This window comes from Photobacterium sp. MCCC 1A19761, assembly GCF_037389125.1.
Classification (GTDB): Bacteria; Pseudomonadota; Gammaproteobacteria; order Enterobacterales; family Vibrionaceae; genus Photobacterium.
On sequence record NZ_JAZGTF010000002.1, the window covers coordinates 488,440 to 508,435 of the forward strand.

18 protein-coding genes and 1 tRNA gene are annotated in these 19,996 nt (G+C 53.8%); 2 read left to right on the plus strand and 17 right to left on the minus strand.

Translation table 11 applies throughout. The annotated features are described in order from the left end of the window. Positions 1–209 precede the first annotated feature (209 nt). The 5 genes from hupB to tig form a co-directional block, all read right to left on the minus strand. Positions 210–482, minus strand: a complete 273-nt coding sequence (hupB, locus tag VV869_RS04855) for a nucleoid-associated protein HU-beta (RefSeq protein WP_337733842.1) — start codon at positions 480–482, stop codon at positions 210–212. A 220-nt stretch (positions 483–702) separates the two neighbouring features. Then, positions 703–3,075, minus strand: a complete 2,373-nt coding sequence (gene lon, locus VV869_RS04860) for an endopeptidase La (protein ID WP_337733843.1) — start codon at positions 3,073–3,075, stop codon at positions 703–705. A gap of 138 nt (positions 3,076–3,213) precedes the next feature. Next, on the minus strand, positions 3,214–4,494 hold the full coding sequence (gene clpX / locus VV869_RS04865; protein ID WP_337733844.1) for an ATP-dependent protease ATP-binding subunit ClpX: 1,281 nt from the start codon (positions 4,492–4,494) through the stop codon (positions 3,214–3,216). Positions 4,495–4,610: 116 nt separating this feature from the next. Beyond that, positions 4,611–5,234: an ATP-dependent Clp endopeptidase proteolytic subunit ClpP gene (clpP, locus tag VV869_RS04870; protein ID WP_337733845.1), complete on the minus strand. Its 624-nt coding sequence runs from the start codon at positions 5,232–5,234 to the stop codon at positions 4,611–4,613. Between the two features lie 107 nt (positions 5,235–5,341). Then, positions 5,342–6,649, minus strand: a complete 1,308-nt coding sequence (gene tig, locus VV869_RS04875; RefSeq protein ID WP_337733846.1) for a trigger factor — start codon at positions 6,647–6,649, stop codon at positions 5,342–5,344. 498 nt (positions 6,650–7,147) lie between these two features. Here tig and VV869_RS04880 point away from each other — a divergent pair, with 498 nt between their 5' ends. Continuing rightward, on the plus strand, positions 7,148–7,882 hold the full coding sequence (locus tag VV869_RS04880; RefSeq protein WP_337733894.1) for an SDR family NAD(P)-dependent oxidoreductase: 735 nt from the start codon (positions 7,148–7,150) through the stop codon (positions 7,880–7,882). Positions 7,883–7,886: 4 nt separating this feature from the next. Here VV869_RS04880 and VV869_RS04885 read toward each other — a convergent pair whose 3' ends face one another. The 11 genes from VV869_RS04885 to VV869_RS04935 all read right to left on the minus strand — a co-directional run bounded on the left by VV869_RS04885 (position 7,887) and on the right by VV869_RS04935 (position 17,609). Next, positions 7,887–8,981: a hypothetical protein gene (locus tag VV869_RS04885; RefSeq protein ID WP_337733847.1), complete on the minus strand. Its 1,095-nt coding sequence runs from the start codon at positions 8,979–8,981 to the stop codon at positions 7,887–7,889. Between the two features lie 8 nt (positions 8,982–8,989). Beyond that, complete coding sequence (locus tag VV869_RS04890) at positions 8,990–9,751, minus strand: SDR family NAD(P)-dependent oxidoreductase (RefSeq protein WP_337733848.1); 762 nt, start codon at positions 9,749–9,751, stop codon at positions 8,990–8,992. Between the two features lie 12 nt (positions 9,752–9,763). Beyond that, positions 9,764–10,567 carry an ABC transporter permease gene (locus VV869_RS04895; protein WP_337733849.1) on the minus strand — a complete coding sequence of 268 codons (804 nt, stop codon included), beginning with the start codon at positions 10,565–10,567 and terminating at the stop codon, positions 9,764–9,766. Between the two features lie 2 nt (positions 10,568–10,569). Then, positions 10,570–11,370, minus strand: coding sequence for an ABC transporter permease (locus tag VV869_RS04900; protein WP_337733850.1), 801 nt, complete (start codon positions 11,368–11,370; stop codon positions 10,570–10,572). Beyond that, a complete protein-coding gene (locus VV869_RS04905) occupies positions 11,367–12,353 on the minus strand; it encodes an ABC transporter ATP-binding protein (protein ID WP_337733851.1) in 987 nt (328 codons plus the stop codon). Before VV869_RS04905 ends, VV869_RS04900 begins: the two co-directional genes overlap by 4 nt. A gap of 5 nt (positions 12,354–12,358) precedes the next feature. Continuing rightward, a complete protein-coding gene (locus VV869_RS04910; RefSeq protein ID WP_261600546.1) occupies positions 12,359–13,447 on the minus strand; it encodes a radical SAM protein in 1,089 nt (362 codons plus the stop codon). A gap of 22 nt (positions 13,448–13,469) precedes the next feature. Continuing rightward, positions 13,470–14,642, minus strand: coding sequence for a radical SAM protein (locus VV869_RS04915; RefSeq protein WP_337733852.1), 1,173 nt, complete (start codon positions 14,640–14,642; stop codon positions 13,470–13,472). Further along, entirely contained in the window at positions 14,611–15,753 is a 1,143-nt protein-coding gene (locus VV869_RS04920; protein WP_337733853.1) for a hypothetical protein, read from the minus strand. The genes VV869_RS04915 and VV869_RS04920 overlap by 32 nt, the downstream gene beginning before the upstream one ends. Beyond that, entirely contained in the window at positions 15,750–17,015 is a 1,266-nt protein-coding gene (locus tag VV869_RS04925; protein WP_337733854.1) for a hypothetical protein, read from the minus strand. The genes VV869_RS04920 and VV869_RS04925 overlap by 4 nt, the downstream gene beginning before the upstream one ends. Next, positions 17,005–17,265, minus strand: a complete 261-nt coding sequence (locus VV869_RS04930; RefSeq protein ID WP_261600550.1) for an acyl carrier protein — start codon at positions 17,263–17,265, stop codon at positions 17,005–17,007. Before VV869_RS04930 ends, VV869_RS04925 begins: the two co-directional genes overlap by 11 nt. Positions 17,266–17,532: 267 nt before the next feature. Next, positions 17,533–17,609: transfer RNA gene (locus tag VV869_RS04935), tRNA-Arg, on the minus strand. Between the two features lie 324 nt (positions 17,610–17,933). On the opposite strand from VV869_RS04935, the gene folD reads away from it, so the two are divergent. Then, on the plus strand, positions 17,934–18,794 hold the full coding sequence (folD, locus tag VV869_RS04940; RefSeq protein ID WP_337733855.1) for a bifunctional methylenetetrahydrofolate dehydrogenase/methenyltetrahydrofolate cyclohydrolase FolD: 861 nt from the start codon (positions 17,934–17,936) through the stop codon (positions 18,792–18,794). Positions 18,795–19,001: 207 nt separating this feature from the next. On the opposite strand, the gene galU is transcribed toward folD, so the two are convergent. Continuing rightward, positions 19,002–19,913: a UTP--glucose-1-phosphate uridylyltransferase GalU gene (gene galU, locus VV869_RS04945; protein ID WP_337733856.1), complete on the minus strand. Its 912-nt coding sequence runs from the start codon at positions 19,911–19,913 to the stop codon at positions 19,002–19,004. Between the last annotated feature and the right edge of the window lie 83 nt (positions 19,914–19,996).

A 19,996-nucleotide genomic window follows, 5' to 3' on the forward strand; every position in this document is an offset into this window, starting at 1 on the left:
GTATCTCCTGCTTAATTCGATCGGGCTCGGGGTTGTGAAGAATGCTTTAGGTCCCGGAAACCAGGTCCAGACACAACAAATATCACACAGTTTCAAAGTAAAAAAAGCGCATCAACCTGATGCGCCTTCGTTTTCATGCCAGGGTGACACAAGGTGTGACAACCGACATCGATCATTGTTCAATCCTAACAGCGCTAAAATCGCGGCAATTAGTTTACAGAATCTTTCAGCGCTTTACCTGCTTTAAAGCCAGGAACCTTCGCTGCAGAAATCTGGATCTCTTCCCCGGTTTGTGGGTTACGACCAGTGCGCGCGGCACGTTCGCGAACGGAGAAAGTACCAAAGCCGACCAATGCAACCTGCTCACCCGCTTTCAGCGAGTCAGCTACCGCGTCAATGAAGGCATCCAGCGCACGGCCAGCAGACGCTTTAGAAATATCTGCATTTTCAGCGATTTTATCAACTAACTGAGTTTTGTTCACGATTTCATCCCCTCTATGAACCTCGTCCGCAATCCACGGTGACCATCACTTGTCTGGTACGGACAAAAAAAGATATCAGGCCTAAGTATATCAGTACCGAACACCTGAGATACGGGTAAGTATTGATATTATTGGGCTCACAGCCAAATCAGACCTAACTTATAGCGATACAAAAAAACGCTGACAAGGCTTTTCGCGCTTGAAAGCGTTTTTTCATGAGTTAACTTTGCTGCATGTCACTGTTTTGCGCGTTGACCAGCTCGATGCCTGTCGGGTTGTTCTGCAGAGCAACCGTCAGAACTTCATCAATCCAGCGAACCGGGCGCACTTCCAGGTCAGCAATCACGTTATCCGGGATCTCTTCCAGATCACGTTCGTTCTCTTTCGGGATCAGGACCGTTTTGATGCCACCGCGATGCGCTGCCAGCAATTTTTCTTTCAGGCCGCCAATCGGCAACACTTCCCCACGCAGGGTGATCTCACCGGTCATCGCCACATCTCCGCGGACCGGGTTACCGGTCAGGCTGGACACCAGCGCGGTACACATCGCAATCCCGGCACTTGGACCGTCTTTCGGCGTTGCCCCTTCCGGAACGTGCACATGAATATCCCGCTTCTCGTAGAAGTCTTTATCGATGCCCAGACGCTCAGCACGGCTGCGTACCACCGTCATCGCGGCCTGAATCGACTCTTGCATCACATCACCCAACGAGCCGGTGAAGGTCAGTTTGCCTTTACCCGGCATGGATTCTGTTTCAATCGTCAGCAGATCGCCGCCCACTTCAGTCCATGCCAGTCCGGTGACCTGACCCACACGGTTGCTTTCTTCCGCCTTGCCGTAGTCGAAGCGCTGCACACCCAGATAATCCTTCAGATTAACCTGACTGATAGACACTTTCTTGGTTTCCGGATTGAGCAGGATCTCTTTCACGGCTTTGCGGCACAGCTTGGAGATTTCTCGCTCCAGGCTCCGCACACCCGCCTCACGGGTGTAGTAGCGGATGATCCCGATCAGCGCCGAGTCATCGACCTCAATTTCGCCCGGCTTCAGGCCGTTACGCTTAATTTGTTTATCAAGCAGGTGACGCTTGGCAATGTTGAGCTTCTCATCTTCGGTGTAGCCCGACAGACGAATCACTTCCATCCTATCCAGCAACGGACCCGGAATGTTCATCGAGTTCGAGGTTGCTACGAACATGACATCCGACAGATCGTAATCCACTTCCAGATAATGATCGTTAAAGGCGTTGTTCTGCTCCGGATCCAGCACTTCCAGCAGCGCAGATGCCGGATCGCCGCGCATGTCTGATGACATTTTGTCGATTTCATCCAGCAGGAACAGTGGGTTCTTCACCCCGACTTTGGCCATCTTCTGGATCAGCTTGCCCGGCATTGAGCCGATATAAGTCCGGCGGTGTCCCCGGATCTCGGCTTCATCACGCACGCCACCCAGGGCCATCCGAACATACTGTCGGCCGGTGGCAGCAGCAATCGACTGTCCCAATGAGGTTTTACCGACCCCCGGTGGACCCACCAGACACAGGATCGGACCTTTCAGCTTATTGATCCGGCTCTGAACGGCTAAGTACTCCAGAATCCGCTCTTTGACGCGCTCCAGACCATAATGGTCGGCGTTGAGCACCTCCTCGGCCTTGGCCAGGTTTTTCTTCACCTTCGAGCGCTTGTACCAAGGCACACTCAGCATCCAGTCGATATAACCGCGCACCACAGTGGCTTCGGCCGACATCGGCGACATCATTTTCAGCTTTTGCAGTTCTTGCTCGGTTTTCTCCCGAGCCTCAGCCGGCATCTTGGATTCGTCGATCTTTTTCTTCAGCGATTCAAATTCATCCGGCGCGTCATCCAGCTCACCCAGCTCTTTCTGGATGGCTTTCATCTGTTCATTGAGATAATACTCGCGCTGGCTTTTCTCCATCTGCTTTTTCACGCGGCCGCGAATGCGCTTCTCGACCTGCAGCAGATCAATCTCGGATTCCATCATCGCCATCAGGAACTCAAGACGTTCCGTGATCTCGATAATTTCTAAGACTTTTTGTTTGTCCGCCAATTTCAACGGCATGTGCGCCGCGATGGTGTCTGCCAGGCGGGCCGCTTCGTCAATGCCATTGAGGGACGTCAGCACTTCCGGCGGGATCTTTTTGTTCAGCTTGATAAAGCCTTCAAACTGATTGATCGCGGTGCGAACCAGGACTTCCTGCTCACGCTCGTCCATCTCCTGGGTCACCAGAAATTCAGCGTCCGCCACGAAGAATTCATCATCGCGCAGGTTATTGACCTTGGCGCGCTGCTGGCCTTCGACCAACACTTTCACGGTGCCATCAGGCAGCTTCAGCAACTGGAGAATCGTGGCAACGGTACCGACACTGTACAGGTCTTCAATCGCAGGCTCATCGGTTGCCGCTTCTTTCTGGGCAACCAACAGGATCTGCTTATTGTCGTCCATTGCCGATTCCAGGCAACGAATAGATTTATCCCGGCCTACAAACAATGGAATGACCATATGAGGGTAGACCACCACATCACGCAGTGGCAGAACGGGGATCTCAAGGCGTTCCGAACGCTCCAGGTTCATATTCTTCTCTCTTCCGTTCAATCTCTTTAACTGAGTATATGGGGGTAAAGCGGCAAGATTCAACGGGGTAAGTAGCAGAAAATAAAAAAGGAGGCCAAAGCCTCCTTTTTTTCAGCATTATGAACAGTTATTCACCAATCACTCAGCGCCAGCTGCTTGATTTTCGGTGTTTTCGTAGATCAGCAACGGCTCAGACTCACCCTTGATCACGGACTCGTCAATCACGACTTTGCTCACCCCTTCCGCAGAAGGCAGTTCATACATGGTATCTAGCAGGACCGCTTCCACAATGGAGCGCAGACCCCGGGCACCGGTTTTACGTTCCATCGCCTTACGGGCAATCGCAACCAGTGCATCATCGCGGAATTCCAGCTCAACGTTCTCAAGCTCCAGCAGTGCTGCATATTGCTTGGTCAGCGCATTCTTCGGCTCACGCAGGATCTGGACCAGTGCCTGCTCATCCAGTTCGTTCAGGATGGCGGTCACCGGCAGACGACCAATGAACTCTGGGATCAGACCGTATTTGACCAAATCTTCCGGTTCAACCTGCTCAAACAGAGCGCTCAGGGTGCGAGATTCGTCTTTCGAGCGGACCTCCGCCCCGAAACCGATACCGCTGCCGGTCGCGACACGCTGCTCAACCACTTTATCCAGGCCGGCAAACGCACCGCCACAGATAAACAGAATCTTTGAGGTGTCCACTTGCAGGAATTCCTGCTGCGGATGCTTACGGCCACCTTGCGGCGGCACCGAAGCCACCGTCCCTTCAATCAGTTTCAGCAAGGCCTGCTGAACCCCTTCACCCGAGACGTCACGGGTAATGGATGGGTTATCTGATTTTCGGGAAATCTTATCGATTTCATCGATATAGACAATACCACGTTCAGCTTTAGCGACATCATAGTCACACTTCTGAAGCAGTTTCTGAATGATATTTTCAACGTCTTCACCCACGTAACCGGCTTCGGTCAGGGTGGTGGCATCGGCCATGGTAAATGGCACATCCAGCATGCGGGCCAGGGTCTCTGCCAGCAGTGTTTTACCACTCCCGGTCGGGCCAATCAGCAGGATGTTACTCTTGCCCAGCTCAACCCCATCACTGGTGGTATCGCCGTTACGCAGACGTTTATAGTGGTTGTACACCGCAACAGCCAGGACTTTTTTAGCATGGTCCTGCCCAATCACGTAATCATCCAGGTTCGCACGAATTTCCTGTGGTGTCGGAAGCTCGCTGCCATCACGCTTAGGCATCACTTCTTTGATTTCTTCACGAATAATGTCGTTACATAAATCGACACATTCATCGCAAATATAAACCGAAGGGCCTGCAATCAGCTTGCGAACTTCATGTTGACTCTTACCGCAGAAAGAGCAGTACAGCAGTTTTCCACTACCACTCTCTTTTCGCTTATCTGTCATTCGCTAACCTCTTTTCGGGTTTCACCCCATCATTGCCTTGTTTTGAGTGTATAACAACTCTTGCCATTTTGCTCCGTCACCCGAAATTCCAAGGTGACAGAACAAAAACAATGACATTAGTCGCGCTTACTCAAAACAGCATCGACCAGACCATACTCAACAGCTTGCTCAGCTGACATAAAGTTATCACGGTCTGTATCGCGTTCAATAATCTCCAGCGGCTGACCCGTATGCTCTGCAAGCAAATTATTCAGCTTCTGTTTGATCGTAAGAATTTCTTGTGCATGGATCTGAATATCAGATGCCTGGCCCTGGAAACCGCCCAACGGCTGATGAATCATCACCCGGGAGTTCGGCAAACAGAAACGCTTGCCCGGTGCACCACCTGCCAGCAGGAAGGCGCCCATGGAGCAGGCCTGACCCATACAGAAAGTACTCACGTTCGGCTTGATGTGCTGCATGGTGTCATAAATTGACATCCCGGCAGTGACCGAGCCACCCGGAGAGTTGATGTACAGAAATATATCTTTGTCTGGGTTTTCAGACTCGAGGAATAAAAGCTGCGCAACCACTAGGTTGGCCATCTGATCTTCAACCTGACCGGTCAGAAAAATCACACGCTCTTTTAGCAGTCGGGAATAGATGTCGTAAGAACGCTCACCACGAGAAGTCTGCTCGACCACCATAGGTACCAGCGCGTTCATAATTGGCGACATGGCGTTGTTGTCTTGGTAGCTCATAACGTTTTTTCCCTAAAATAAATGGCCCGAATGAAATTACTCTCACACGGACCATTGTTAGCAGAAGATTTGAAACAAAGTCAAATCTCTACAGTAATTTCAGCAAATTAAACCGCAGGCTGTTGCTGGTTCATCAGCTCGTTGAAGCTCACTTCTTTTTCAGAAACCTGAGCTTTGGCCAGCAGTGCGTCAATGGCTTGCTCTTCCAGAGCAACGTTGCGCATGTTGTTCATCATCTGCTCGTTTTGCTCGTAGTAAGCAACAACTTCAGCTGGATCTTCGTATGCAGAAGCCATCTCAGTGATCAGCGCTTTCACACGCTCGTCATCAGCTTTCAGCTCTTCAGACTTGATCACTTCGCCCAGCAGCAGACCAACAACAACGCGGCGCTTCGCTTGCTCTTCGAACAGCTCACGAGGCAGCTCAAGTGCGTTTTGCGCATTACCGCCGAAACGTTGTGTCGCTTGCTGACGCAGCACGTTGATTTCCTGGTCGATCAGGGCAGCAGGAACTGTGATGTCGTTCTGCTCAACCAAACCGTTCAGGACTTGATCTTTGATGCGAGATTTAACTGCTTGCTTCAGCTCACGCTCCATGTTCTTGCGAACTTCAGCTTTCAGACCTTCAACAGAACCGTCTTCAACACCGAACTTAGCAACAAACTCTTCAGTCAGCTCAGGCAGTTCCTGAACTTCAACTTTGTGCAGTTTGATGGCGAAAGAGGCAGCTTTACCTTTCAGGTTCTCTGCGTGGTATTCTTCTGGGAAAGTCACTTCAACAGTAAACTCGTCGCCCGCTTTCTTACCCACGATACCGTCTTCGAAACCTGGGATCATGCGGCCCTGGCCCATAGCCAATGCGAAACCTTCAGCTTTACCGCCTTCGAACTCTTCACCGTCGATAGAGCCAGTGAAATCGATAGTTACGCGGCTGTCTGCGGCAGCAGCTTCTTCAACTTCTGTCCAAGTTGCTTGTTGCTTACGCAGGGTATCCAGCATCGCAGCAACGTCTTCGTCTTTGACTTCAACCGCTGGCTTTTCAACTGCGATTTTGTCCAGACCAGTCAGTTCAACTTCTGGGAACACTTCGAAAGATGCTTTGAAAACCAGGTCCTTGCCTTCAGCGATTTCAACTGGCGTGAAGGTTGGCGCGCCTGCTGGGTTGATTTTCTCTTTGATGATTGCTTCGATGTAGTGACGCTGCATCACTTCACCCAGGATGTCTTGACGTACAGATGCGCCAAACATACGAGCAACCATTTTCATCGGAGCTTTACCCGGACGGAAACCATCGAAACGACGATTCTTAGCAATTTTCTTCAGTTCAGCAGTTACAGCATCTTCAATGTTTGCAGCTGGCACTGTGATAGTGAGTTGGCGTTCTAGACCTTCAGTGGTTTCAACGGTAACTTGCATTTTATTTAACCTCAAAACTTACTCAGTATTCTCTGAGTGATGTTGCCGATCAGTTGAACTGACGGTGGCATCCTTTCGTGTTATGGCAGGCGACCTCGCCAACACCATAACGCCTTAATTCTGATAGTTCCTGTAACTCCAGGTCAATTGGCCACTGAGCCAGAAACTAAAAACGCGGTATTATAGCGATCCTGCGCCCTGTCGTCGAGACAGCGTCTCTTCAGAAAAGTACGTCATCATCAAACCTTTCACACAAGATAGGGGCAAAAAATCCATTTACAAGGGAAAAACCCAAAAAAAACGCGCATCGTTACGATTTTTTGACCATGAGCTGAATTCTTCGGTTTTTTTCACAGCCGATTGATGGTTTTTACTGCACCCACAGCGCCACACGTATGCCGCCGACCTGCCCCGGTAAGGCTTACCGGGGTTGATCGTGTCGCCCCCGGAATCCGTATCTGTATCATCATTCACTCATCGGCCAATAAAATGAAAGTCATGATTGCCGGCGGTTCAGGCGGTATCGGCCAGGCACTTGTTACGCGGTGCCTGGCAAACGGAGACGCCGTGACTGCCATGACGCGCTCCCCGTCACACACCCTGTGCCAGCTGCAAAAAGCCTACCCAAATCAGCTCGCCGTGATTCAGGGCGAACTCTCGCAGGCGCCGGAATCGACCCGCGCTGCTCTGGCCGCATTATTTGACCGCTACGGATATCCGGATTGGGTGATTAACGCGGCCGGCGTGCTCCATCAGGCACATGTCCCCCAGCTCACGCCTGAGAAGCGTTTATCCGAGATCACGCCGCGCACATTTGAGCTCAACCTAACTGTGAATACCTACACCAGTATCGTGCTGGCCCAATGGCTCGCCGCCTTTTATCCACGTCAGGCCCGGTTTCGTTTCGCCTGCCTGAGTGCGATGGTCGGCTCGATTTCGGATAACCGCAGCGGCGGCTGGTACAGCTACCGGATGAGCAAAGCAGCCCTGAATATGTTTATCAAAACCCTCAGTATCGAGTGGCGGCGTCAGTTTCCTCAGGCGAGTGTTGCTGCCATCCATCCGGGGACCACAAAAACGCCGCTGTCAGCCCCGTTCCGGGACGGGATTGACCCAAGGCGCTACTACACGCCAGCGCAATCGGCGGAACGTATTCTGCGCATTGTCAGCACCTTGACGCCCGAGCAATCCGGCCGTTTCTTTCACTGGGATGGCAGCGAGCTGCCGTGGTAGCCACTCACAATGTTGCTTGCAGCGCCTGCCAATAGCGCGGACTCTCCAGCTCCAGCCGGGCCGCATCCATACACCGCTGGGCAACCTGCGCTGGCGTCACACGCTGTGTGCTGCGACTAAGGTTATCCAGCATCGTGAATTCGCCCCATCTGTCAGTCAGTCGACGTAAATGATGCTGAAGATCGGCCAGAGCCGCGCACTGCGCCGGGGCGGTCAGTGTCTGCCTGGCCAGCTCACACCAGCGAACCTGCAGTTTTCGCTGGGTGAGGAAGATCCAGTGGCCAAAGATATAAAACGGCTGATTCAACGCTTTCACCTGTGCCATGCCCTCAAGGTAATGCTTGACGGCGGCCATACCGGCCTCGCTCTGGCCCGTGGTCAGGTGAGCCACATTCTCGCCGACATCCTGACAGATCTCAGCCATAGATAGGTACGGTGACGGCACCCCGACCCGCTTCACCTGGTAACAGTTAAACACTCCTTTCAGTTTCAGCATCCCATCAAAGCAGGCGCTGACGTCCTGCATCGCCACCGGATCATCCTGGACATCCTGATCGCTGAGCAGGAACCGACTCTGAGCCGGGCAATACTGGGTCAAAAAGACGATGTGCTCATAGCCACGGATCAGCTGATACTGATATCTCGACGGGATGTAGCCCATATCAAAATCACACAACACCGGGCGCTGACGACTGAATCGCTCACCGATGTACTCGAGCAGCGCGGCAAAATCAGTAAACGGGATCACCTCAATTTCAAGCCCGCATCGCTCACGCAGTAAATCTGCCATTTTCCCGTCGACATGACGGGCATGAACATCCAGATACGGCCCCGTCTGATCGCGGAAAAACTCAAATCGGGCAAACCGGGTTTCAGGATGGATCAACGCCGGGTGCGAATGGTGATCCGGCCGGAAAGAGAAGCTGTGCTCGGCGAATAGTTTAGCAATGGATGGCACCGGCGCCTCTACCGAGGCCAGTGTATAAAGGCCGAAGATAAAACAATTCGGTGGCGATTCCAGGCTGTTCGGATCGAAGGCAAAACGGGATTGCGCCAGCCGCGCCAAATCCGTCGGGGCAACATTGATTTCTGTATGCATATCTATCCTCAGAAAATTCGGTAACCGCCATCCACAGTAATGACATCGCCGGTGTGGTAACGGCTCTCCTCCGACATCAGATACACCGCCAACGGGGCAATCTCTTCCGGTGTGGCCCAGCGGCCGAGCGGGATCCGCAATCGGCGGATTGACTCATACTGACGGCGATCCGCCAGCACATCCCGGTTCATCTCCGTTTCCACCCAGCCGGGTAAGACACTGTTCACCGTAATCGCTGAGGCAGCCAGCTCTAACGCCAGGGAGCGGCACAACGAGGTAATGGCTGCCTTCCCCGCGCCATAGTCGGCAAAGCCTGCCGTCCCTTTAACCGCGGACAAACTCGAAATCGCCATCAAGCGCCCCCCCTTCCCCTGACGACACAGATGCTTTGCCGCATGCTGCAGCGTCGCAAACGTGCCGTGCAGGTTGGCCCCGACATGCGCCTGCCACGCATCCCAATCCATATCGCACACTGCCTGCCCGCTGCCACGGCTGCCGGCATTGGCGACACAACCATACAGCGTCCCCTGCCAGGCCAGAGCCGATTCAAACAGCGCCGCGACCGACTCGGGAGAGGTGATGTCACATGGCACCAACCGGACCCGCTCCGGCGCCGTGGCAAACGTAGCCAGAACATCCGGATATTGCGCCGGTTTACGGGCCGTGATCACCACATTCGCCCCCTGCCCATGGAGCGCCCTGGCAATCGCCAGCCCAATTCCCCGGCAGCTGCCGGTCACCACAATGGTTTTTCCAGTTAAATCGAACATCACTTCCCTTCTCTAGCTCGTGGCACTTTCATAATGGCGAATTGCCCGGCGCCAACACACCCGCGTCAGCGCCAGCAGCAACACAGGGGCGGCAATCCCCCAGGCCAGCTCCCCACCGGACAGGCGATCCAACACAAACAGCGGCGACCAGTTGGTCACCAGGAAGATCGGGATCAACACCGTGCAGGCCAGCTGAACCGGCCTGAGGTGGATCCGATGCGGCAGATTATTGAAATCCCACATCGCCCAGTAAAACGCCTGCAAGGCGGAGATATTTTTAAACTTGAACGCCAGCATCAGCGGCAGAACGAAGATGGCGTACATGGTCACCACGCCCAGCAGTAAATAACCGATGAACCCGAGCAGATTGACAGCCGACAACGCAATCGCTGACGCTTGCCAGCCGTACACAATGAGCCCCAGCCCGGCAATCACATTCGGCAGGGTGATCCAGGTATCGACATGCCGGAGGGTAGCCATAAACTGGGATGACACCGGCTTGGTCAGCAACACATCGAAATCACCGTTCCTGATTTGCTGATCAAAACCGATGATGTTGAATTGCAGCATACTGACGAAAAAAACCGTCATCAGCATATAGGTGCCGATAAACAGATAAATACTGCTGGGCGGCAATCCCGCAATATGCACACCGGTGTCATGGACGATATAGGCATAGAGCAGCTTCACCCCCAGATATCCCAATTCGACCATCACGTTCAGGACAATGTTGACGCGATACTCCAACTGGCGCATCGCATTGACCTTGAGTAAAAAAAGATAGATTTTCAGGTGTTTGATCAGTTCACGTCCCATCCTCATCCCCCGAGTGCAATAAAGTGTTTGCAACCCCGGCTCCAAACCAGGCGTGACAAGCTAAACAGCCCGATGATCCAGGCCCCCTGGATCGCCAGTCCGATCATCAAATCGCTCCCGGTGACCCGCCCCAACACCACTTCGATCGGAAAAAAAACCACATACTGGAACGGCAGATAGCGAAGCACGGCCATACCGGACTCACCAAACACCGTGAGCGGAAACACACCGCCGGACAGCACCAGGCCGACGATGCGAATCGACTCGAATACGCCCCACACTTCCTGCATCCAGAAAGCCACCAGCCCAATGAGGTAAAAGAGGAAGAACTGAATGAAGAACGCCCCGCACAAGACACACAGCATCCGGACATAGTCAGACAAACTCACCGTCATCTGGAGCCAGTGATTAAGCAGCACCGCGCATCCCCCGATCAGCAACAGGGTCGCCGCGAAATAGCCCAGGTTCTGCCCCACAAATGCCGCCAACCGGTAGGCCGAATACGACAAGGGCTGGGTCAGAAAGCGATTGAGCCCCCCTTCCTTGATATCCGTCGCCACCTCATACTCAAACCCGGTTCGCAGCGCCTGACTGACCAGCGCCGCAAACAAGGCATAGGCCATCATTTCCTCATAACGATAGCCATACACTTGCTCGGCCTGGGTGTAAGTGAAAATGGCATGCCAGAACATCACTTGCAGCAGCAACGGAAACCCTGCCGCGAATACACTGATCAGATAGTTCAGCCGGTAGGCCAGCGACATTTGCAATCCCATCTGGCTGACAAACAGATACTTCCTCATGCCGGAACCTTTTGCGCCAGATACAGGCTTTCCAGACAATGCTCCAGCGGCGGCTCTTTGATCTTGATATCCGCCACATCCGCCTGCGCCAGGACCCGGGCCAGAATGGTTTGAGACTGCGCTTTGCTGATCTCAACCACAATCTCATTCCGATCCGCAGCAATGATCCGGCCGTACTGGGCAAACGCCTGTTTTTCGATGGGCGTATGGCTGTAAACATGCAGGTGGCGCTTGGCACCGACCACATCCCCGAGCGCCTCAAGACTGCCGTCATAAACCAGCTGCCCGCCGCTGATCACAATCCCACGCTGACACAAGGTGGCAATGTCGACCATGTTATGGCTGGTCAGCAACATAGTGGTTCGCTTCTCTTCTGCCAGGGTTTTCAAAAACGCCAGGATTGCCCGCTGCGATAAGAAATCCAGCCCCAGCGTCGGCTCATCGAGAAAAATCACCTCCGGCTGATGCAGCAGCGCAGCGATCAGCTCGAGCTTCATCCGCTCTCCCAGCGAGAGGCGTCGCACCTGGATGTCCAGCAAATGCCGGACGTTGAGAATTTCACTCAGCTCCCCCAGCATTTGCTGATACGCGCGATCCTCGATTTCATAGATGCGTTTATTGAGCTCAAAGCTGTCGATCGCCGGGAGGTCCGGCCACAGTTGCTGCTTCTGGCCCATGATGATCGAGAACTTGAGCTTGAACGCTTTTTCACGCTCCCAGGGCACGTACCCCATCACCCTGGCGTGCCCGGTGCTGGGATGCAAAATGCCGGACAGCATCTTCATGGTGGTGGTTTTTCCGGCCCCATTCGGCCCGATAAACGCGACAATTTCGCCTTGTTCGATTTCAAAGGACAAATCACGCACCACCTGCTTGCTGAGCTGCTCCCGGCCCCACAGGTTTTTGAGCGACGCCATCAGCCCGGATTGCTTGCGATAGTAGAAGAATTCCTTGCCCAGCTGGTGCGCAGAGATATAAGCCATACCGGTCACCTTTTATTCGGATCTGCATAATAGCGAGCGCAGGAGCCGCAGATGGGAAACAACCCGCCTTGGCGCAGCAACTGATGGCGGAAATTTCTCATATGGCCGCCGTTCCAGATCTCGGACACACTCTGCTCATAGATATTGCCGAGCGGGACATCATAGAAGGTATGACAAGGCGTAATGTCGCCATTCGACGCCACTTCCATGTAGATCCAGGGGAAAAAACACTTGTCACGTTGATCCGCCATGTCCGCGTACTGTTTGGTGAAATATGCCCGGTAATTCTCGCTGGCAATGGTTTTGGGGTAACACACAAAGTAAATGCCGCGCTTTTTACACGCCTGCTCCACCCAGCGGATCTGGGCCTGAATGGCTTCGAAATCCATCATTTCAAACTTGCGCGGATCATCCTGCATCCCGGCGGCACAAGGTGTTTCCTCAACTCCGAACAAACGGCGGAACAGCTGACGATGCTGGTCATGCTCATGCGCCGTCGCATACGTCTGAAATTCAATACTGATGTGATCCACCATGTCCAAATCCAGACAGTTTTCAAAGAATCCTTGAATATAGAGGTGGGTCAGCGGCGTCACGATAAAGGTATAGCCGATCTTCGGCTCTTTCAGCCCCTTGCGCTCGCGCAGCTCAAACAGGGTTGCGACCCCTTCCTGCACGTTGCGATACACATTTTCGCCGCGCTGGGCGTCATTAATCTCCTCCGGACCGTCCAGCGACACCCACAACCGGTTCGGCGGGGTCTCAACCAACATCTCCGCCTTGCGCTTTAAAAAGGTGCCATTGGTCGGCACATCCACCCGGGCACCGCCCTGACGGATCCGGCCGACGACATCCTCAAACCACGGATACATCATGGGCTCACCGCCAAACAGGGCAAAGTAGGGTTTGACCGGTAGGCATTCATCGATGACCCGCAGCACGGCGTCTTTATCCAGCCGGGAGATTTTCCGCCCGTGATAGGCACCGTTTTCTCCCCACTCGTAACACATTTTGCAACGCAGGTTGCAGGCATCCGTGAGCTGGAGGGTGACCCAGACCGGCAGTTTATTTTGTAAGATATTTGTATTCGACATCACGCTTCCTTTCCTGATTGGCTCAGCCGGTGCTGTAAAGTAAGGTGCACTTGGCACAGACGGGCATCAGCCCACAATGCAGCTGTTTGCGAAAAGCCTGGTACGCCGCGCTGTGCCAGACTTCCCGCACCGGCAGCAACTGCAGATTCCCAACCTCCAGCTCGGGAAAAAACTTGCATGAGGTGACGTCCCCGTTGGGCAGGACATCAAGCCGGTTGCGAATCGCACTGCAAAACGTTTTGTTTTCAGCGGGTTTGGTGCTGCCAGCGACAAAATCAGGAACTTCGTGGGGTTCAAGATTGGGATGAAAACGAACCCGGCAATCCCAGGTTTGAGCACTGATACGAGCGATATCATCAAGCAACGCGGGGATGTTGCTGTCGCTTAAATGGTAGGTATAACCGTGCCAGCTGTATTCCTGGGTCCCGGCCGGCCGCGCCTGCTTCCAGGGCAGTTGCTCCCCGACCCACTGATCCATCTGCTCGGCAACCTGAGGCGGGATATACCAGGGAAACACCAGGTACACACTGTCGATGCCCAAATCGGAAAAGTGGCGGACAAACTCAAACAGCTTGCCGACCGTGCTGTCGCTGATCGTCAGACACAGCGACACTTTACCGGCAAACGCCTGCCGTTGGCGCTGTTCCAACAAGGTGCGAATGATACGCTCCACCCGCCGAAACACCCCTTTGCCGCGGATCGCATCATTTTCGGCCTCCAGACCATCCAGGCTAATGAGCAGCGCCAGCCGCTCATCAATCCGGGAGAGTTGCGCCAGGTGCTTTTCAATCAGCAGGCCATTGGTGCAAATGGTGACCCACCTCGGATGCTCGACGAAGCGATCCATCAGAGCTTCCATCTGCTTGTACATCAGCGGCTCACCACCCCAGAGATAGAACGGCGCCTGGGTCGATTCCGTCGCCCGCAGCAGTTTGTCGATGATTGCCAGATCAACTTCCTGCGAGCGGACATCTCGCTCCATTTGGTGGTGATACCCTTCATCATTCCACTCAAAGCAGTGCTGACAGCGCAGGTTACACTGATTATTCATCTTCACCCCGACCTGATGCGGCATCTCAGCCGCCCAATCTGCCCGCTGTCGCAGCCCCCGCTGGGTAGACGAAATCTGCTTCACCCGCGCCTTCAGCCGGGCAAAACTGTGTTCATCCAACTTCTGTTGCGTTTTCGTTTGCATATTTCTCTCCGTAAACAGACCGATTGCCCCGCATCACCAGCAATGCCTGATGACAGCGATAGAGTGGCGCCTCAGCAAAGCCCTGGGCTTTCCAGTCATCAAAGCTCAGTGCAAAACCGCGTGAGATCCAGGCCCGGCCATTGGCCGCTTCATAGTCGCCGAATGGTGACAGCAGCACGAGCGGCGTCGCAGTTGCCATACTGTCGATCAGGCTTGCCCCGCCGGGCTTGGTGATCAACGCCCGACAACGGGATAACAGCTGCTGAAAAGGTGGCTCGTCCGGACACCGTGCGTTTATGGCTCGACTCTGCTCACCAGTCCTTGTTTCCGTCTGGCCGAGCAGCGTCTGCGCAGGATACTGCCCTCCGGCAGCGCAGCCGTGCTGCCAGGGGAGCCAGTCCGGATCGGTCAACAGCTGCCAGTTTTCGGCATCGGCATCGGCATCGGCATCGGCATCGGCAAGCGAGGATTGACCAAGCAGCAAGGTATAGCGCGAGCGAAGCAGGGCGATACATGCGTCGAGATCCCCGATGTCCCAGCCACCACCATGCACCGCGACCCGTGACTCCCGTTGTGCCCAGTCCACCACAGGTGGCGGTGGCACCAGATACTGCTCGTCGCCCTCGGCAAGCAAGTGATGGTGTTGTAGATCACCAATCTCACCGGGCTGCCAGGAGAGAGACGCCGTTACATCCACATGTACCCCATGGTAAACCGGTTGATTTTCACCCGTTGTTCGCGCGCCTTGCGCTGCCTGAAGCTCAGAAATTAATGACAGCCAGAACCCACTAAAGATAAATACTTGCTCCGGCGGACAATGCTGCCACTGCGCCTTGAATGCTTGCCATTTCTCAGCATCAATCGCCTCGCGGATCGATCCCGGACTGTGGCTCAGCCAGCGTTGGGTTAGCAACGCCGTGCGCAAGCTCCGCCGGCATTGCGCCTTGGTCTTTTCCAATCGGACCAGGGCCTGCGGTGTGTAGAGTTGCTCTAAGGCATAAAAGCGAACAGACCGCTGTTGTCGTTGAAACCATTTGGACAGTGCGACGGCAGGGACAAAACTTCCCAGCCCACTGCTGGCAGTTAAAATCGCAATCGTGCCAGATGTCATAACAATCGGGCTCCCTGATCCGCGAGTGCCGCAGCAAGCTGTGCTTGCTGTACATCGCCATCAGCTCCCACTTGCAACAGATAAAGCCGCCCAATCCGTGGCATTTCGCCCGGCAATTGCACGCAGCGGCTGTTCAGCGGAACATACCCATATCGGTGCTCACCGGTGACCAGGCAGCCTCGCCGCGCCAGTCCGTCCAACAGCTGTTGGATATCGAGTGGCTGGCTGTATTTGACACTGACTTGCTGAAACCGCACCTCGCCGCCGACGGCCAGCCGGGCGAACCAATCATGTGCAATGCCGCCCATCGATTCTCGGGCATTGATCTCGACAACCGGTACGATTTCCCCACTCGTCAACAGCATGGAATCCACGCAGACCGGTCCCCAATAGCCATCCTGATAAAGCCGGGCAAGTAATGGTCGCAACAGCTCGGGATACCCGTGCGCACGGATGCGCTGTAACAATCCATCCCCCATCGCTTTCACCCCGGAGAACTTCAGGTTGTCATTGATGATTTCTGATAACCCTAGCAAAGCAATATCGCCATCCCGGCTGATCTGCCATTGGCTGGAAAAATCGATCTCTTTATCCACAAACGGCTCGGCAATGAGCCCCACCTGCCGGCCAGCCTCCACCTGACGTAGCAAGTGCTCCCTGACGCGCTCCCAAATGGCCGGATGACGCACCACCAGGCTACCTTTACCGGAGACACCAAACGGCTCTTTTAAAATCATCGGCAGGGGATGGGCGTTCAGCGCCAGCAGCGACGATCGCGTTGAAACGATCTCTCCCAATTGCGGGATATTCAGCTGACGACAAACCTCGACGGCGTAGCGCTTGTCATTGACTTTCACCACAGCGTCAAAAGATGGCAGATGCGCCGAACTTGCCGTGCACTGATAAGCAGCCGACACACAGGCAAACGGCCGTTGCAAGCCTTGGTGGGGTAACCCGTGGCACAGTGTTTCAGCCGCTTCCCCCCAGTTGGGCATTCCGGCTGCCTGCCAGTCCTCAGGATGCACAAAGGCAGCATGACGCGAGGACACAATACCCAAACTGGCGTGATAGCGGACTAACGCCTGATCCGGCGCAATCACGGTAAAGACCTGCTCCGTGGCGGTGCGGGCAACCAGTACTTCATCCAGGCAATACAGCTGGGGATCAACACGCTCTGCGGCAAATCTCGGTAGCGTCACGAGGGAGGGATCCTGCCATAAGGCTTCGGCCTCAAAGCTGGCCCATCGGATCTCAGTGCTCATCCGCGGCCACTTCGCTCTGCTGCTCGGCAATAAACGTCATCAGCGCTTGCACACTTTGCATAATTGAAAAATCCAACTGGTCAAAATCAAGCCGGAGGTCAAATTCGGCTTCCAGTTGCAGCAGAAAGTCAATGATATCGAGCGAGTCCAGGCCCACATCTTCAATCAGGTGGCTCTCTAAGGTGATGGTCTCTTTCAGGGAAGGATCTTTTTTGATTTCGGCGATCAGGGTGGTGATTTGCTCAAACATGGTCTTCCTTTGCACGCTCAGTAACAGATTGCTCTATTTTTTTCACTGACAAAGAAAGTTGTCTATTGATGAATCAGCCAAATATTCGGTTTTTCGGCTGACTCTTCATGAATATGAAACCCTGGAGATCGTCAGGTAATTAATCCGTGATATCACTCGATTACACTGCAAAACCCTCAGCGAGCGACGAGGAAATCTGCTACGTCTGGCGCGAAGCCCATGCGAAAAAGCCCCGACAAGCAAAGGCTTATCGGGGCTTTAGAAGAATGGCACGCCCTACAGGATTCGAACCTGTGACCACATGCTTAGAAGGCACGTGCTCTATCCAACTGAGCTAAGGGCGCGCGGAGTGTGTAACAAAAGTTACGGGTCGGGATTATACGTTGCCCGTCCCCCACGTCAACGCTTTTTCCTTGAATTTTCCATTCGATGCACTCAAGCGGTTAAAGGAGCAACAATTTGATTCAATTCACGAAATTTAAGCCCTGCTCTCACCAGCAGTTCCAAGCTTTATTTTGTTGAAATGACAGCATGCATCACGCCGGCAGGCCCCGAGTCATATTGGCATCATTCCGGCAAAAACCAAAAGGCAAACGTTTGCGCTAGACCTATTCTCTATTCTCTGCGACAATAACGCCGCTCAGTTATTAACAGCTCAAAGGATAAACATGGCCGCTCAAATTATTGATGGAAAACTGATCTCACAAACTGTTCGTCAAGAAGTTGCTGCACGGGTAAAAGCGAGAACCGAAGCTGGGTTGCGTGCCCCTGGGCTTGCCGTTGTCCTTGTCGGGGATGACCCTGCGTCACAAATTTATGTCGGTAGCAAGCGCAAAGCCTGTGATGAAGTCGGCTTTACCTCGAAATCGTTCGACCTTCCGTCGACCACCAGCGAAACTGAGCTACTGGCGCTGATCGATGAACTCAATGCCGATCAAAGTATTGACGGGATTCTGGTTCAGTTACCGCTCCCGGCCGGGATCGATGCGACCAAGGTTTTAGAGCGAATCGATCCGGAGAAAGACGTGGATGGTTTCCACCCGTACAACGTCGGTCGTCTGTGTCAGCGGATCCCGAAACTTCGTTCTTGCACCCCGAAGGGGGTGATGACCCTGCTGGATCGTTACAATATTCCGGTTCGCGGCAAACATGCGGTAATTGTCGGCGCGTCCAATATTGTTGGGCGACCAATGACGCTGGAACTGCTGCTGGCCGGTGCGACCACCACCACCTGCCACCGTTTTACCCAAAATCTGGAGCAGCATGTTCGCCAGGCCGATATTCTGGTCGTTGCCGTGGGTAAACCGAACTTTATCCCGGGCGACTGGATCAAAGCCGGTGCAACTGTGCTGGATGTCGGCATTAACCGTCTGGATAACGGCAAACTGGTCGGCGATGTCGAATATGACATCGCTCGTGAAAAAGCCCGTCATATCACCCCGGTTCCGGGCGGCGTTGGCCCGATGACGGTTGCTACCCTGATCGAAAACACGATGCTGGCCTGCGAGCAATTCCACAGCGAAGGTTGATGGGTGCTCACCCCATCATTGAACGCTGATCAACGATCAATCACGCACACACAAAAAAAGCGAAAGGTCTCCCTTTCGCTTTTTTAATGTTCTTTGGCCGGCGGATAACTTGTATCAAAAATGCTGAACACAGTGCTGTGATCAGCGCGGTACAAAGTGATGGCATCCCAAGACGAACAATGGGACCACCGCCGCCGCTAAGCCGAGCTATGACAGACTTTTTACGACAGTTTTAAGATACTTGGTAAAATCTTCACCCAGAGTCTCGTGGCGCATGCCGTACTCGACAAAGGCTTGCATATAACCCAACTTGCTGCCGCAATCATGGCTCTTGCCGGACATATGGAACGCATTCACCTGGGTCGATTCCATCAGCATATCAATCGCATCGGTCAGCTGAATTTCATCCCCGGCACCCACTGGCGTTCGCGCCAGCAATTTCCAGATTTCAGCCGGCAGCACGTAACGGCCGACGATCGCCAGGTTTGAAGGCGCCTCTTCTACAGCAGGCTTTTCAACAACCTTGGTCATCGCAGCACTTTCACCCGGGTGCAACTCGCTGCCGTTGACATCCGCAACACCATAACTGGACACTTCAGACATCGGCACCGGTTCAACCATCACCTGGCTGATCCCGGTTTCGGCAAAGGCTTTCACCATGGCTGCCATATTTTCCTGGCGCAGGTCGCTGGCAACATCATCCAGGATCACATCCGGCAACACGACGGCAAACGGCTCATCCCCGATCAGCGGATACGCACACAATACGGCATGGCCGAGACCTTTGGCCTGTCCCTGACGGACATGCATGATGGTGACATCCTTCGGACAAATACTTTGTACTTCTTCCAGCAACTGGCGCTTAACCCGCTTCTCAAGCGTGGCTTCCAGCTCAAATGAGGTATCAAAATGGTTTTCTATCGAGTTCTTCGACGAATGGGTGACCAGCACGATCTCTTTAATACCGGCCGCCACACACTCATTCACCACATACTGAATCAGCGGCTTGTCGACAATCGGCAGCATTTCCTTCGGAATGGCCTTGGTTGCAGGCAGCATCCGGGTACCCAGACCAGCAACTGGGATCACCGCTTTACGGACAGGGGAAGTTGTAGGCATTTTTTATTCCATTAATCAAGATTCGGGCAAACTATATCAAACCACCAAAAAAGTAGCGACCGTTCACCCCGAAGAAAACACAC

Bases quoted from the DNA above. Each gene is read 5' to 3' on its own strand.
- lon (WP_337733843.1), bottom strand. From the start codon at position 3,075: ATGAACCTGGAGCGTTCGGAACGCCTTGAGATCCCCGTTCTGCCACTG.
- clpX (WP_337733844.1), bottom strand. From the start codon at position 4,494: ATGACAGATAAGCGAAAAGAGAGTGGTAGTGGAAAACTGCTGTACTGC.
- clpP (WP_337733845.1), bottom strand. From the start codon at position 5,234: ATGAGCTACCAAGACAACAACGCCATGTCGCCAATTATGAACGCGCTG.
- tig (WP_337733846.1), bottom strand. From the start codon at position 6,649: ATGCAAGTTACCGTTGAAACCACTGAAGGTCTAGAACGCCAACTCACT.
- VV869_RS04880 (WP_337733894.1), top strand. From the start codon at position 7,148: ATGATTGCCGGCGGTTCAGGCGGTATCGGCCAGGCACTTGTTACGCGG.
- VV869_RS04885 (WP_337733847.1), bottom strand. From the start codon at position 8,981: ATGCATACAGAAATCAATGTTGCCCCGACGGATTTGGCGCGGCTGGCG.
- VV869_RS04890 (WP_337733848.1), bottom strand. From the start codon at position 9,751: ATGTTCGATTTAACTGGAAAAACCATTGTGGTGACCGGCAGCTGCCGG.
- VV869_RS04895 (WP_337733849.1), bottom strand. From the start codon at position 10,567: ATGGGACGTGAACTGATCAAACACCTGAAAATCTATCTTTTTTTACTC.
- VV869_RS04900 (WP_337733850.1), bottom strand. From the start codon at position 11,370: ATGAGGAAGTATCTGTTTGTCAGCCAGATGGGATTGCAAATGTCGCTG.
- VV869_RS04905 (WP_337733851.1), bottom strand. From the start codon at position 12,353: ATGGCTTATATCTCTGCGCACCAGCTGGGCAAGGAATTCTTCTACTAT.
- VV869_RS04910 (WP_261600546.1), bottom strand. From the start codon at position 13,447: ATGTCGAATACAAATATCTTACAAAATAAACTGCCGGTCTGGGTCACC.
- VV869_RS04915 (WP_337733852.1), bottom strand. From the start codon at position 14,642: ATGCAAACGAAAACGCAACAGAAGTTGGATGAACACAGTTTTGCCCGG.
- VV869_RS04920 (WP_337733853.1), bottom strand. From the start codon at position 15,753: ATGACATCTGGCACGATTGCGATTTTAACTGCCAGCAGTGGGCTGGGA.
- VV869_RS04925 (WP_337733854.1), bottom strand. From the start codon at position 17,015: ATGAGCACTGAGATCCGATGGGCCAGCTTTGAGGCCGAAGCCTTATGG.
- VV869_RS04930 (WP_261600550.1), bottom strand. From the start codon at position 17,265: ATGTTTGAGCAAATCACCACCCTGATCGCCGAAATCAAAAAAGATCCT.
- folD (WP_337733855.1), top strand. From the start codon at position 17,934: ATGGCCGCTCAAATTATTGATGGAAAACTGATCTCACAAACTGTTCGT.
- galU (WP_337733856.1), bottom strand. From the start codon at position 19,913: ATGCCTACAACTTCCCCTGTCCGTAAAGCGGTGATCCCAGTTGCTGGT.